This window comes from Microcoleus sp. EPA2 (assembly GCA_020882975.1).
In the GTDB taxonomy this organism is placed as follows: Bacteria; Cyanobacteriota; Cyanobacteriia; order Cyanobacteriales; family Microcoleaceae; genus Microcoleus.
The window spans coordinates 1-13,686 of the sequence record JAHRFD010000062.1 but is presented as its reverse complement, the minus strand read 5'-3'; the positions used below and the strand labels follow the sequence as shown (position 1 = coordinate 13,686).

The 13,686-nt window shown below is 46.8% G+C and carries 11 protein-coding genes; 8 read left to right on the top strand and 3 right to left on the bottom strand.

What is annotated here, in order from left to right; translation table 11 throughout:
- Positions 1 to 1,392, top strand: a 1,392-nt coding sequence (locus tag AAFP14_RS26340) for a hypothetical protein (RefSeq protein ID WP_341735123.1), incomplete at its 5' end; no start/stop codon positions are given.
- Between the two features lie 38 nt (positions 1,393 to 1,430).
- Complete coding sequence (gene pruA, locus AAFP14_RS26335) at positions 1,431 to 4,406, top strand: L-glutamate gamma-semialdehyde dehydrogenase (RefSeq protein WP_341735122.1); 2,976 nt, start codon at positions 1,431 to 1,433, stop codon at positions 4,404 to 4,406.
- 221 nt (positions 4,407 to 4,627) lie between these two features.
- On the opposite strand, the gene fabD is transcribed toward pruA, so the two are convergent.
- From fabD to plsX, 3 genes are all read right to left on the bottom strand, one after another.
- The gene (gene fabD / locus AAFP14_RS26330; RefSeq protein WP_341735121.1) at positions 4,628 to 5,506 is read right to left on the bottom strand and encodes an ACP S-malonyltransferase; all 879 of its coding nucleotides are present in this window, start codon (positions 5,504 to 5,506) and stop codon (positions 4,628 to 4,630) included.
- 402 nt (positions 5,507 to 5,908) lie between these two features.
- Positions 5,909 to 6,910 carry a beta-ketoacyl-ACP synthase 3 gene (locus AAFP14_RS26325; protein ID WP_341735120.1) on the bottom strand — a complete coding sequence of 334 codons (1,002 nt, stop codon included), beginning with the start codon at positions 6,908 to 6,910 and terminating at the stop codon, positions 5,909 to 5,911.
- Positions 6,911 to 7,190: 280 nt separating this feature from the next.
- Positions 7,191 to 8,240, bottom strand: coding sequence for a phosphate acyltransferase PlsX (plsX, locus tag AAFP14_RS26320; protein WP_341735119.1), 1,050 nt, complete (start codon positions 8,238 to 8,240; stop codon positions 7,191 to 7,193).
- 226 nt (positions 8,241 to 8,466) lie between these two features.
- On the opposite strand from plsX, the gene AAFP14_RS26315 reads away from it, so the two are divergent.
- From AAFP14_RS26315 to AAFP14_RS26290, 6 genes are all read left to right on the top strand, one after another.
- Positions 8,467 to 9,804: a D-alanyl-D-alanine carboxypeptidase gene (locus tag AAFP14_RS26315; protein ID WP_341735118.1), complete on the top strand. Its 1,338-nt coding sequence runs from the start codon at positions 8,467 to 8,469 to the stop codon at positions 9,802 to 9,804.
- Positions 9,805 to 9,923: 119 nt separating this feature from the next.
- The gene (gene rpsP, locus AAFP14_RS26310; RefSeq protein WP_341735117.1) at positions 9,924 to 10,211 is read left to right on the top strand and encodes a 30S ribosomal protein S16; all 288 of its coding nucleotides are present in this window, start codon (positions 9,924 to 9,926) and stop codon (positions 10,209 to 10,211) included.
- Entirely contained in the window at positions 10,147 to 10,647 is a 501-nt protein-coding gene (locus AAFP14_RS26305; RefSeq protein ID WP_341735116.1) for a KH domain-containing protein, read from the top strand. The genes rpsP and AAFP14_RS26305 overlap by 65 nt, the downstream gene beginning before the upstream one ends.
- A 399-nt stretch (positions 10,648 to 11,046) precedes the next feature.
- The gene (locus tag AAFP14_RS26300) at positions 11,047 to 12,000 is read left to right on the top strand and encodes a PhoH family protein (RefSeq protein ID WP_341735115.1); all 954 of its coding nucleotides are present in this window, start codon (positions 11,047 to 11,049) and stop codon (positions 11,998 to 12,000) included.
- 149 nt (positions 12,001 to 12,149) lie between these two features.
- Complete coding sequence (locus tag AAFP14_RS26295) at positions 12,150 to 12,554, top strand: ChuX/HutX family heme-like substrate-binding protein (protein WP_341735114.1); 405 nt, start codon at positions 12,150 to 12,152, stop codon at positions 12,552 to 12,554.
- Positions 12,555 to 12,711: 157 nt separating this feature from the next.
- The gene (locus AAFP14_RS26290) at positions 12,712 to 13,479 is read left to right on the top strand and encodes a DUF6816 family protein (RefSeq protein ID WP_341735113.1); all 768 of its coding nucleotides are present in this window, start codon (positions 12,712 to 12,714) and stop codon (positions 13,477 to 13,479) included.
- Positions 13,480 to 13,686 lie beyond the last annotated feature (207 nt).

Sequence of the window (13,686 nt, the reverse complement as noted above, 5' to 3'; positions counted from 1 at the left end):
TCCCTAGACGCAGAACATTCTTTAACTACCGATTCCCAGCCAGCAACAACTCCGAGAGAAACTTCCCTAGACGCAGAACATTCTTTAACTACCGATTCCCAGCCAGCAACAACTCCGAGAGAAACTTCCCTAGACGCAGAACATTCTTTAACTACCGATTCCCAACCACCAAAAACTTCGCCAGAAACTTCCCTAGACGCAGAACATTCTTTAATTACCGATTCCCAACCACCAAAAACTTCGCCAGAAACTTCCCTAGACGCAGAACATTCTTTAACTACCGATTCCCAACCAGCAGAAACTCCGAGAGAAACTTCCCTAGACGCAGAACATTCTTTAACTACCGATTCCCAGCCAGCAGAAACTCCGAGAGAAACTTCCCTAGACGCAGAACATTCTTTAACTACCGATTCCCAGCCAGCAACAACTCCGAGAGAAACTTCCCTAGACGCAGAACATTCTTTAACTAGCGATTCCGCACCTCTGGATGTTTCTAGAGAAACTATGATAACAGCAAATATTCCCCATACTAATAATGACACAGAAACCACTGTAAATCCTGCTATTACAGAAGATATTTTAAATACTAAAATTCAATCAGAAAACAGCGCTGAAACTACCATAAAAAAAGATATTTTAATGGCTAATTTGGAAACAGAAACAGAAACAATTCCTATGGAGGCGGACATCCTACCGCCAACCATTGACTATGACAATTACCCAACTCAACTAAATCCCACTCCGAATCCCGAACCCAAAAAAACAGGAGTTTGGCAAGTTGTAGCAGTTTTTCTGAGCGGAATGTTAGTCGGTTCTGTGCTAAGTCTGGGTACTTTGTTAGCCTGGAGAATGTATCAGGAAAGAGTCAACCTACAAATCAAGTTGCCCGCCGATGTACCACTTCCTCCCAGCCCTTCCCCCATCCCTGCCACTCCAGCTAATCGACTACCTGCGATTCCCCCCGCACCCGCAACTCCACAATCACCTGTCTCCAGCATCCCGTCGCCCACTCCCACTCTGACACCAACCCTGTCAGGAGTGCCGCAATTGGCCTCTCCATCGCCCTCAGCATTCCCCTCTCCTGCGGCCCAAACGGCTGTCACTGAGCGAGTTAGCTTTGAACCAGGGGCGATCGGAGTTACTCTCAGGAATACTTTGCCAGACAACAAATCAAAGCGCTACTTAGTTGAGTGTAATAGTGGCCAAAGCATGACATTAAAAGTTGAAGAAGGCACAGTTAGCGCCGCAATTATTGCTCCTAACGGTGAAAAATTAGGTACGGCGAATAGCACAAGTCCGTGGCAAGGTCAACTACCCAGCAGCGGGGACTATACTATTGAACTTTCTGGCGACAATAAAGCAAACTATGGAGTTAAAATTGAAGTAAAATAGTAAATCTGTCTCTGGTTCTTATTAATTATCAATCACCAATGATCGCACAAGTATCTCCAAGTATCTACGAAGCAAAAACTCAGGAAATTGCTAAAGAAATTCTTAAGGCAACTCAAGATAAAAAACGCTCCTTTTTGGGTCAACTACAAGACCAAATGCGTTGGGATGACAAGCTGCTAGACTGGGCAATGGCTAGCCCCGGACTCCGGGTGCAGTTGTTTCGATTTATTGATTGTTTACCAGCCCTCCGCAGCAAGCCGGAAATTGCTCGCCACCTGCAAGAATACCTGACTGCTGAAGAGGTAGAATTGCCCGAAGCTTTGAAAAAATTGCTCAATTTTACTAATTCTGATTCGATTCCCGGTCAATTGGCGGCCACAACCGTTGCGCCGGCGGTGGAAACCTTGGCGCACAAGTATATCTCTGGGGAAAATATCAAGCAAGTAGTTAAAACTTTAGAACGACTTCGCAAGGATAAAATGGGTTTTACCGTTGACCTTTTGGGGGAAGCTGTAATTACTGAAACTGAGGCGCAAAATTATCTCGATCGCTATTTGGAACTAATGCAGGAATTGAGCATCGCTGCGAAAAATTGGTCTCAGGTAGATGCGATCGATAAAGCTGATGGTGAAACTTTACCACGAGTACAAGTATCTGTCAAGTTGACCGCATTTTATTCTCAGTTTGACCCGCTGGATGCCAAAGGTAGCGAGGCCAAAGTTAGCGATCGAATTCGCATTTTACTCCGTCGCGCCCAGGAGTTGGGTGCTGCTGTCCATTTCGACATGGAACAGTATGTTTATAAAAGTTTAACTCTCAGCATTCTCAAAGAGTTGTTGTTAGAAGAAGAGTTTCGCGGGCGCACAGATGTCGGTATCACATTGCAAGCCTATTTGCGCGACAGCAAACAAGATTTGCAAGGGATTATTGATTGGGCGAAAAAACGCGGCAATCCGCTAACGGTGCGTCTGGTAAAAGGCGCTTACTGGGATCAGGAAACGATTAAAGCGATGCAGAAAGATTGGCCGCAGCCTGTCTACAATGACAAAGTTGCGACAGATGCCAACTTTGAAGAAATGACCCAGTTGCTGCTGGAAAATCATGAATATTTGTATGCAGCGATCGCCAGTCATAACGTTCGATCGCAAGCCAGGGCGATCGCGATCGCCGAAACCCTAAACATACCACGTCGTCGCTTTGAAATGCAAGTATTGTACGGCATGGGCGACAAATTGGCTAAGCTATTAGTCGATCGAGGTTATCGCGTCCGAGTCTATTGTCCCTACGGCGATTTACTCCCAGGAATGGCCTATTTAATCCGCCGTTTGCTGGAAAATACCGCCAACAGTTCCTTCATCCGGCAAAGTTCCGAAGAAATGCCGATCGACCAATTATTAGCCGCCCCAGTAGCCAAGGGCAATGACCAGCTAGTTTACAGCAAAGTATTTCCCAACGTAGCCGATACAGACTACGCCAATACCGAACTCCGCAAACAAGCAGAAACCGCCATTAAATCAGTGCGCGGAATCCTCGGACAAACCTATTTACCCCTAATTAACGGCGAATACCAAAACACCGAAACCACAGTCAACTCCCTCAACCCTTCCAACCCCACAGAAGTAGTTGGCAAAATCGGATTGCTTTCGGAATCACAAGCCAGACAAGCCCTGCAAGCCGCCAAAGATGCGTCTACCAGTTGGCGGAAAACCCCCGTCAGACAGCGCGCCGGCGTGCTGCGCAAAGCCGCAGAATTGATGGAAAAAAGACGGCACGAACTGTCAGCTTGGATGGTATTTGAAGTCGGTAAACCAGTCAGAGAATGCGATGCTGAAGTTTCCGAAGCCATTGATTTTTGTCGCTACTACGCCGACGAAATGGAACGGTTAGACCAAGGGCAAAATTACGACATCGCCGGAGAAACTAACCGATACAGCTATCAGCCCCGCGGCATTTCTTTAATCATTTCTCCTTGGAATTTCCCCCTAGCAATTCCTGTGGGGATGACAGTTGCTTCCCTAGTTGCAGGGAATTGTACTTTACTCAAACCTGCGGAAGTATCCTCAGTAATTGCCGCTAAAATTACTGAAATTTTGCTAGAAGCGGGTATCCCCAAAGGTGTATTTCAATACGTGCCCTGTAAAGGTTCCACCGTGGGCGCTTACATGGTGAAACATCCCGATGTCCACATGATTACTTTCACCGGTTCTCAAGAAGTTGGTTGCAAAATTTATGCTGATGCTGCGATTTTACAGCCCGGACAAAAACACCTGAAACGAGTGATTGCCGAAATGGGTGGCAAGAATGCCATTATTGTCGATGAAAGTGCTGATTTAGACCAAGCTGTGGCGGGTGTTGTTTATTCTGCCTTTGGATATAGCGGCCAAAAATGTTCCGCTTGTTCGCGAGTAATTGTCGTCGAATCGGTCTATGACACTTTTGTGCAAAGATTAGTAGAAGCCACGCGATCGCTCAATGTTGGTCCTGCAGAAAATCCCGGCACTCAAGTCGGCCCAGTCATCGATGGGAATGCTCATGGCCGCATCCGCGAATATATCGCCAAAGGCCGCGCCGAAGCTAACATCGCTTTAGAAATGTCAGCACCCGAAACCGGCTATTTCATTGGCCCAGTGATTGTGACGGAAGTACCACCCACAGGAACTCTTGCCCAAGAAGAAATTTTTGGTCCGGTTTTGTCAGTGATTCGGGCCCAGAATTTTAATGAAGCGATTACGATTGCTAACGGCACGAATTTTGCTTTAACTGGCGGATTGTATTCTCGCACGCCTTCCCATATCGATCGCGCCGTCGCGGATTTTGAAGTAGGAAACCTGTACATCAATCGCGGAATTACAGGGGCTGTGGTATCGCGGCAACCCTTCGGAGGCTTCAAACTTTCGGGAGTTGGTTCCAAAGCCGGTGGCCCAGATTATTTGCTACAATTCCTCGAACCTCGCACCATCACTGAAAATATTCAGCGACAAGGTTTTGCTCCCATTGCAGGAGTAGACGATTAATCTCAAATTTCTTTGATTCTAATGCCATACCTGACTTCAACTAAGCAGTCAGGTATCCCGATTTTGCATAGGCGAAGCATGAGCGCAGACAATTTATTAGCTCGCGCCATAAATTTACAGCCCTCATGCTATAGCCTATAGGAATATATTTGCCAAACACAGATGCACCCGGTATCTGGGTATTCAATCGGGCTTTTTCATGTCCCTAGGTTAACCATAGATTAACTCGGCAAATCTGCCAGACAGCTCACATTTACTAAGGTTAAATCGGGAGTTGTTCGTTTAATCAAACCTGTGAGCACTTTACCTGGCCCAATTTCCACAACTCGATCGATTCCCTGTTGTGGCAATTGTAGGGAAATTTCTCGCCACCGCACGCCTTTAGTCATCTGCTGAGTCAAGCGCTGCTTCAAAGTAGCTGCACTTGTGGTAGCTGTGGGTTCCGAATTGGAGAGCACCAGCATCTTAGCATCTGAGAATTTGGCCGATTTTAAAGCTTGTTGAAACTCCGCAGCCACTGGTGACATCAGGGGAGAGTGAAAAGCGCCGGAAACATTCAATTTTACCGCCCGTTTGACTTTGATTTTGGCCAGCAATTCTTCTACGGCTGTGGGGGTTCCAGAAATGACTACTTGTGCTTCGCTGTTATCGTTAGCTAGCACCACGTCTCGACTGTATTGAATTTGCAATTCTAATTCCTGTCTGTCGAATCCGATCAAAGCTACCATTTGCCCGCCGGAGACATTATCCATCAGTTCGGCGCGACGTTTCACTAAGCGCAATCCTGATTCAAAGTCAAAGACACCCGCAGCATACAGGGCGGTGTATTCTCCTAAACTGTGACCGGCCACTAGGGAAGGTCGATCGAACTTTTCGCGCACTAAATCGGTCAAAATGCTTTCTATCACGTACAAGCAAGGCTGAGTGTAGAGAGTCCGAGAGAGTTTTGCTTCTTCTTGGCAAATCTCTGGGACAGACCAGCCTAAAATCTCTTTTGCTAGATCGAATTTGGCTTTGGCTTTTGGCAAGTTTAATAAGTCTGCACCCATCCCGATCGCTTGGGAACCTTGTCCGGGAAATACCCATGCTGTTTTAGTCATTTTTCCGGTAATTTACTAATTGGTACTTGCTAATTGGTGATTGCAAAAATTATTTGTTTCTCGCTCATTCACTATCTATGCGCGACTTACAATTATAACAGAGCGGGGAACTTTTTTCAAAATTTCCTATAATTTATTTGTGCTACTTTGAGGTTATTAATATTTGTGGACTAAATTATTAGCTACCGAGTGGCGAAAGTCCATCACAGCCCAAATAATTTTTAGTTTCACAAGCAAAAACTACCATCCACCGCCACCAGCATTGAGCAACACCCGATGATCGCCAGCCCGCCAGCGTTGATGCTGTGGCAAAATTGTCTGGTTGTGGATATTTAATTTTCTTGCAGAGCCCACAATCTCCCGATCGTCACCAGGATTAATTTACAATTGGCTGGCAAACCTTCAACTTCCCCATTGAAAAATCACCGCCCCCCAACTCAAACCTGCACCGAAACCAGCCGCAGCAATAGTATCTCCCGCTTTCACTTTACCCTGACGCACGGCTTCATCCAGAGCCAAAGGAATTGAAGCTGCGGATGTATTGCCGTAATTTGCCAAATTACTAATGACTTTTTCCGGCGGAATATGTAGCCTTTGGGCCACTGCATCCAGAATTCGCTGATTCGCTTGGTGTAACAGCAGCCAGTCAATTTCTGTGGCGCTAATATTTGCCCGAAACATCGCTTTTTCGATTACTTCCGGGACTTTTTTCACCGCAAACCGATAGATTTCTTGACCATTCATGGTGATGGGTTGAAATGTACCTTGTCCGATATTCACACCATCAATTAATTCTTGGGACTGTGCTTTGTAAGCCAGGTTGAGAGAGGAATTTTGAGTGCCATCGCTGCGAATTTCAAATCCCAAAAAGCGATCGATTTCTGAAGCTTGCAATACTACCGCACCCGCACCGTCTCCAAACAGAATGCAAGTACCTCGATCGGACCAATTCACCCACCGAGATAAAATATCTGCCCCAATTAACAACACATTTTGATAAACCCCTGTCCGAATGAACTGAGAGGCTGTCACCAAACCAAACACAAAGCCCGAACAAGCTGCTGTCAAATCAAAAGCCACAGCCTTTGTCGCACCCAAGCGATATTGAATTTGACCCGCAGTCCCAAACAAATCGTCAGGGCTCGATGTCGCCAAAATAATCAAATCTATATCTGTCGGCAAAATTTGTGCCATGGATAGCGCCTGTTGAGAGGCGAATGTGGCCAAATCGCACAAAGACATTCCATGATTTGCCAATCTGCGCGATCGAATTCCTGTGCGTGCCGCTATCCACTCATCAGAGGTTTCCACAATCTGACTCAAACCGTGATTATCTAGCGAAACCTGCGGTGTACAAGAACCGCTACCCGTGACGGCAATACCAAACCCTGATTGCTGCAACATTCTTCTCCATTTATGAGCGATCGGTCTAGAAATTAAAAATTAAAAACTACAAATTAAAAAAAATTAAGCATCCACTGAAATCAGTTTATTTCAGCCAAAAAACTTGTTTAATTTGACATTTTTAACTTGACATTTTTAATTTTTAATTTTCCAGTAAGTAGCTAAACATATATGTTGCGTGTCCACAGCTAGAAGCAAAGAAATCGCTCAGACTAGGGACAAGCTTTGTAACTCTCTGCGGATCTAGTGACGTTGATTTATGTCCATCTACCTACTAACTTTAATTCCTAGCTTCTTGTTCGATGGCACTGTGGCGATATTCCGATTGAATTCGCTCCAGAACTTGGTTATCAATAGCTCCCTTCGCCAAACGCACCGCATTAGCAATAGAAGCAGCTTGAGATGAACCGTGGCTGATAATGCAAACTCCAGCAACGCCCAACAACAAACCGCCACCGTGTTCAACGTGGTCTACCCGCTGCTTGAATCCTTGCAGACTTTTTTGCAGCAGAGGATCGTTAATTTGATGTTGGAGTCCTTTGACCAATTCTTCCTTGAGCACCTGCACCACAACTTCGCCCACAGCTTCGGCAAACTTCAACAAAACGTTGCCGACAAAGCCGTCACACACAATCACGTCGAAGTTACCAGAGAGCACATCACGACCTTCAGCATTCCCCACAAAAGGAATATGAGGGTTGTCCACCAATAATTGATGAGTACGCACTGCTGCGTCATTGCCTTTAGAAGGTTCTTCACCAATATTGAGCAGACCGATTTTGGGTTCCGCCACACCCAGTACGTACTGGCTGTAAATGGTGCCCATGGCCGCGAACTGCTCCAAAAATTTGGGGCGACAGTCCACGTTAGCACCGACATCCAGAATCAGTACAGCGCGACCAGCCACCATTGTCGGCAACACCGCACCGATAGCAGGCCGGTCAATCCCAGGAAGTCGTCCCAATCTCAGCAGAGCCGCAGCCATGGCCGCGCCGGAGTGACCAGCGGACACCACAGCATCGGCTTGCTGCTGCTTCACCAAATTCATCGCTACGTTAATCGAAGCTTTAGGCTTGCGTTTGAGGGCACTCAAAGGTTCTTCGTGCATTTCCACCGTTCCTTCAGAAGCAACGATTTCAAGCTGACCTGCACAGACGCGGCTCAGCGCGTCTTGTTGTCGGAGCGAGTCTTCTATTTGCTGCGGGTCGCCCACTAGCAAAATCTCTACACCTAATTCTGTTTGTGCCTTAAGCGCTCCAGCCACAATTTCGGCGGGGGCGTGATCCCCACCCATAGCGTCTATTGCAATTCTTGCGCGTGTCGATCCCATTGCCCAATCTTTGAGAAACCTTCAAGATTCTACCAGGAAGTCTGGAGCCTGAGTCGAGAAGTATCAATAAAGAATTACATTTGGCGATCGCCAAATGAGACTATTGCCATGGAGGAGCCTACTGATACAATCTAAAATCCTCGAATCTTCAACTTAAAATCTCAAATCGGTGGACGGGAAATTCCCAAACTCAATGCAATAGTTAATAGGACTTTAGGAGTGGAAAATGCTGGATTTATTTAGCTCTGGAATTATATCTGTGTGGCTGCATATGGCTGGGGTCAGCAGTGTGGGCGCAAATGCCGCCTCGGTGCTCGCTTGGGAGGGAGGGATACCAGGGTTAGGAGTCGCGATGGATTTGGCAAACGGGGGAGTCTCTGGGGCTAATCCCGATTTACCAGCCTCCACCGCAGTGCAGGAATTTCTCAAGGATTTGAAGAGGAAGGGGTTGACTGAGGGAAATCAGGGAGTTTGGGTCCAGGCGGGAATGTTGCCATTGGTAAGTCAACAGGGAACCACACTGATGCCAGGGGCTTCGCTAACCAAAATTGCCACTTCTCTGGCTTCCCTAGAAACTTGGGGTGCGGATTATCAGTTTGAAACCCGGTTCCGGGGGACTGGGCCGATTCGCAATGGCGTGTTGCAGGGGGATTTGGTGGTGAGCGGGGGGGGCGACCCTCTGTTTGTGTGGGAGGAGGCGATCGCCGTTGGTAATGCTCTCAACGATCTGGGAATTCGTCGCGTCGCGGGCAATTTAATTGTGACTGGCAATTTTCGCATGAATCAACAGTCCGATCCTGTGACTGCGGGGGAGTTGTTGCGGGAGGCCCTCAATGGTCGCAGTTGGTCGCGGGATGTCCAGTCAATCTATTCTAAAATGCCTCCCGGTACGAAGAGACCGCAGGTGGTTGTGGTTGGTAGCACAGTTCCTCAGCAGCAATTTGTGGGTTCTGGGCGGTTGCTGATGACGCGGCGATCGCTCCCTTTGGTGGAAATTCTCAAGCAGATGAACGTTCACAGCGATAATCAAATTGCTCAGATGTTGGCTGACAATTTGGGCGGGGCAAAAATTGTGCAGCAGCAAGCTACTTGGGCCGCTGGTGTACCGGCGACGGAACTGCAATTAGTTAATGGTTCGGGATTGGGAGTGGAAAATCAGATGTCTCCTAGGGCTGCTTGTGCAATGATGCAGGCGATCGGGCGTTATCTTCAAACTACTCCGTTGACTCTTGCTGACTTGTTTCCGGTGTCTGGGCGCGATGCAGGGACTCTCGAATATCGTCAAATTCCCCCCTACGCTGTGGTGAAAACAGGCACTTTGGACAGCGTGATTGCCTTGGCTGGAGCCATACCAACGCGCGATCGGGGTTTAGTTTGGTTTGCAATCATTAATCGCGGTACCGATTGGGACTCTTTGAGAGCCCAGCAAGATGTGTTTTTGCAAAAATTGGTTGGCCGTTGGGGAACAGCATCGACTTTACCGAAGGTAATTACACCCCATATTGACGGCCGCAGACCAGCCCTAGGGGCCGCCAATCGCACCGATATTTTACTAGGAGGTTGATGCCAGAACTCATTAGGCAGTTGGCCGTTGCCAGATTCCCAGGGCCCATCCCCCACACATAATGTGAAATTTCGCGCGTGAATTGTGTCACAATTAGGGGAGGACTATTGTGCAAGAAGATGATCAAACTGCGATTAAAGAGATACGGGAAGAAACGCGAGGCAAGCTACCGGATTGTAGCGATGAACAGTTCTACCCGCCGCGACGGCCGCCCTCTAGAAGAGCTCGGCTTTTACAACCCCAGAAATAACGAAACGAGGCTGGATGTTCCAGCGATTGTCAAGCGCCTGCAACAAGGCGCTCAGCCAACTGACACTGTGCGTGACATCCTGAGAAAAGCCAATGTATTTGAACAAGTCGGAGCCGGAGCCAACATTGAATCCAGCAACACAACCTCCGTCAGCTAGTCCTAACTACGCTGGACTGGTGAAATTTTTAATAGGCCCTTTTTTAGAGTCCCCAGGCTCTTTGCGGGTTGATTGTGAAATCCACCCCCGTCAGTCGCGGGTCTGGGTGAGACTAGCTTTTGACGATCCAGACAAAGGACGGGTATACGGTAGGGGTGGACGTAATATTCAGGCTATTAGAACTACCCTCGAAGCGGTGGCGCAGACGGCAGGCCAGTCCGTCTACTTAGACATATACGATGGTGAAGCAGGTGAAATGCGATCGCCTGCACCCAGGCCCGATCGCCCCGATCGCGGTTCTCGCGATCGAGGAGACTTCCGACCCCGAACCTCCGCACCGCCACCCACGACCTTACCTAGCAGAGCTCCCAGAGAGCAACCTCGCCGCACTAATACACCTACGTTTAGAACCAGCAGAAATACTCCAGGCTATTAACTGCTCTGTGGCGAACAAGTCTGCAACCAAATAGTTTTAGATTTTAGATTGTCTGTTGTAAACTTTTTTTACAAATCCCGTCTGATTTTAGTTGGCCGATTGTGCGATCGGGCAAAAAATTAAAATCTAAAATATGAACGGGATTAGATAGATCTAAAATCTAAAATCTCACATCTAAAATCTCACATCTAAAATCTAACATCTAAAGTTGCCTGACTTGATAGAAAGGAGATTTGATTTGTACCTCAAGCACCAAACTCATTTGGGAGCTAAATCTAAAACACGCCTTAGATACTAGGTAAAAGCTAGTACCGGGCGTTTTTTTGTTTGCAAAATGCGACCAATCTAACTGGTAATTGTTAACTTTTAATTGCTTATTTGGAGGGAGCTTATGTTGGCATGACTGAAACACTAACCATAGAGTTGCCGAGCCCTCAAAGCGCCATGTCGCTTGCCGGCCATCAAGAACAAAATCTAAAGACTATCTCTAAGCAAACCGGCGCAAACCTAGTCATGCGAGGCCAAGAACTGCTGATTTCCGGCACAAAAAATCAAGTAGAATTGTGTCATAAATTAGTGCGATCGCTCTCCGACTTCTGGAAAGCAGGTAAAACAATTACCGGAGTGGAAATCCAGACAGCGCGCCTCGCTCTCGATACCAACCGCCAAAACGATTTACAAGACTTGCAGCGAGACGTTCTCGCCAAAACCCGCCGTGGCGAAGAAATCAGAGCCAAAACCTTCAAGCAGCGACAGTACGTCCAAGCTGTACGCACCCATGACCTGACATTTTGCATCGGACCCGCCGGTACGGGTAAAACATTTCTAGCAGCTATTTTCGCCATCCAAGCCCTGTTAAGCAAGCAGTACGAACGGCTAATTTTAACCAGACCCGCCGTAGAAGCTGGGGAAAAACTAGGATTTTTACCCGGAGATTTGCAGCAAAAAGTCGATCCCTATTTGCGGCCGCTTTACGATGCCCTCCAAGAAATGATCGAACCCGAAAAAATGGCTGATTTAATGGAAAGAGGGCTGATTGAAGTAGCTCCTTTAGCTTATATGCGCGGGCGCACCCTCAGTAATGCTTTCGTAATTTTAGATGAAGCTCAAAATACCACACCGGCTCAGATGAAAATGGTGTTGACTCGTCTGGGTTTTCGATCGAGAATGGTGGTGACAGGCGATATCACTCAAACGGATTTACCCCCCAATCAACAATCAGGATTAGCAGTTGCACAAAAAATTCTGGGTAATGTTGAGGGGATTGCTTTCTGCGAATTTTCTCAGGCGGATGTGGTGCGACACCCGTTGGTGCAGCGGATTGTAGCCGCTTACGAACTGCATGAACAATAGTCAGTGGTCATTGGTTATTGGTTATTGGTTATTGGTTATTTGTGTTAATTCCAATTCCCCAATTCCCAATTCCCCAATTCCCCATTCCCAATTCCCCATTCCCAATTCCCCATTCCCAATTCCCCATTCCCAATTCCCCATTCCCAATTATGTCTAACCTAAAAGAATTCTTAGAAGCTTGCGAAAAATTAGGAACGCTGCGTTTAATTGTAACTAGCAGCGCTGCTGTCCTGGAAGTGCGAGGTTCAATTCACAAGCTGTTTTATGCGGAGTTGCCGAAAGGTAAATATGCAAATATGCACGCCGAAATATTTGAATTTCACCTGAATATGGATAAAATTAAACAGGTAAAATTCGAGACTGGTGAGGCAAAAAGAGGCAATTTCACTACCTATGCCATTCGTTTTTTAGATGAAAAAAACGATCCGGCTCTGAGCGCATTTTTGCAGTGGGGAAAACCGGGCGAATATGAACCGGGACAGGTGGAAAATTGGCATGAATTGAAGGATAAATACGGTGAGGTTTGGGAACCTGCACCTGTTGAGTCAATTTAAACCTGTTTTACAGAATAAAGTGCGAAGGAAGAAGTGCATCTTCTTCTTTCTATTCCTTCGCGTCCTTTGCGCCTTCGCGGTTTAATCATTCCGATTCAATCGGATTTGGTATCACTTATAATTCCTGAGAATGTTAGTTATTTGAATGTCCTGTGGTATGAAAGTAATTTGGGGTTTTTGTCTGGTTTTGGTGGTACTGCTGTGGGGTGGTGATGCGAGTGCGGGGGTTTTGGCCGATCGCCTATCGAGTTTTCCTAATTGGGACAGTAAGCCAACTGTGGCTGTAGCTAGAGGCGATTTGGTTTATCCAGACTGGATGACTGGTAATTGGAATGTTGCGAGCACTTTGGTGGATTTAGCAGCCCCTTTAGCCCCAAATATTGTCAGTCCTGGGTTTGAGGGAAATCGGCGCTATTTGCAGCAGCCAGTATTATTTAAAGTACGGTTTGAACCAGAACAAAATTTGGGTTTGATTTTAAATAAACAAAATAAGCGAACTCATAAAATTGTAGCCGATCGCACTTTCAACGGTTTCAATATCGCTAAGGCTTATTTGGGCGATGGCGCTGTACTTTCGGTGAAAGTCGATCCGACCAATCCCAACCGCCAAATTACTGTTTTGAAAGGGGAAAAGCAGCTCATTTCAATTGTGACCGGTCGGGGAACTGAGACACCAAATCCCGATCGATTTGTGTCTACAGAGATTTCTCAGCAGGTATTTCGGGGAGAGTCGGATATTTATTTAAATGAAGTGGAAACAACTACGGCTTATCGATTTGTTGGGGGCGACGACTCTGCAAATAACAGAATTGAAGCCGATCAGGTTACAGCGATTTATTTGTCGCCACAAGACCCGGATTATTTTACCGCTAGGGAGTGTCCTGTCGCTTTGTACCGATATCAGTTGGAGTTGAAGCCAGCATAATCACCATACCTTTGCATTCCCATCCACCTAGACTACATGAGACACAGCAACCAATCCCTTACATAAGCCCAGCTTATAATCGTCATCAGTTTAACTGTCGTTACACCCCTTTACAAATCTTAGTGATAGCCGTAATAATAGAGACATCATCCGAACATTGACAACCAAATACAGCAATCATAAAACCATGACAACGACCTTACAACA

What these genes read in the sequence shown, in the direction of transcription:
- pruA (WP_341735122.1), top strand. Translation starts at nt 1,431, where the DNA reads ATGATCGCACAAGTATCTCCAAGTATCTACGAAGCAAAAACTCAGGAA.
- AAFP14_RS26300 (WP_341735115.1), top strand. Translation starts at nt 11,047, where the DNA reads ATGACTGAAACACTAACCATAGAGTTGCCGAGCCCTCAAAGCGCCATG.
- fabD (WP_341735121.1), bottom strand. Translation starts at nt 5,506, where the DNA reads ATGACTAAAACAGCATGGGTATTTCCCGGACAAGGTTCCCAAGCGATC.
- AAFP14_RS26305 (WP_341735116.1), top strand. Translation starts at nt 10,147, where the DNA reads ATGTATTTGAACAAGTCGGAGCCGGAGCCAACATTGAATCCAGCAACA.
- AAFP14_RS26290 (WP_341735113.1), top strand. Translation starts at nt 12,712, where the DNA reads ATGAAAGTAATTTGGGGTTTTTGTCTGGTTTTGGTGGTACTGCTGTGG.
- AAFP14_RS26295 (WP_341735114.1), top strand. Translation starts at nt 12,150, where the DNA reads ATGTCTAACCTAAAAGAATTCTTAGAAGCTTGCGAAAAATTAGGAACG.
- AAFP14_RS26315 (WP_341735118.1), top strand. Translation starts at nt 8,467, where the DNA reads ATGCTGGATTTATTTAGCTCTGGAATTATATCTGTGTGGCTGCATATG.
- plsX (WP_341735119.1), bottom strand. Translation starts at nt 8,240, where the DNA reads ATGGGATCGACACGCGCAAGAATTGCAATAGACGCTATGGGTGGGGAT.
- AAFP14_RS26325 (WP_341735120.1), bottom strand. Translation starts at nt 6,910, where the DNA reads ATGTTGCAGCAATCAGGGTTTGGTATTGCCGTCACGGGTAGCGGTTCT.
- rpsP (WP_341735117.1), top strand. Translation starts at nt 9,924, where the DNA reads ATGATCAAACTGCGATTAAAGAGATACGGGAAGAAACGCGAGGCAAGC.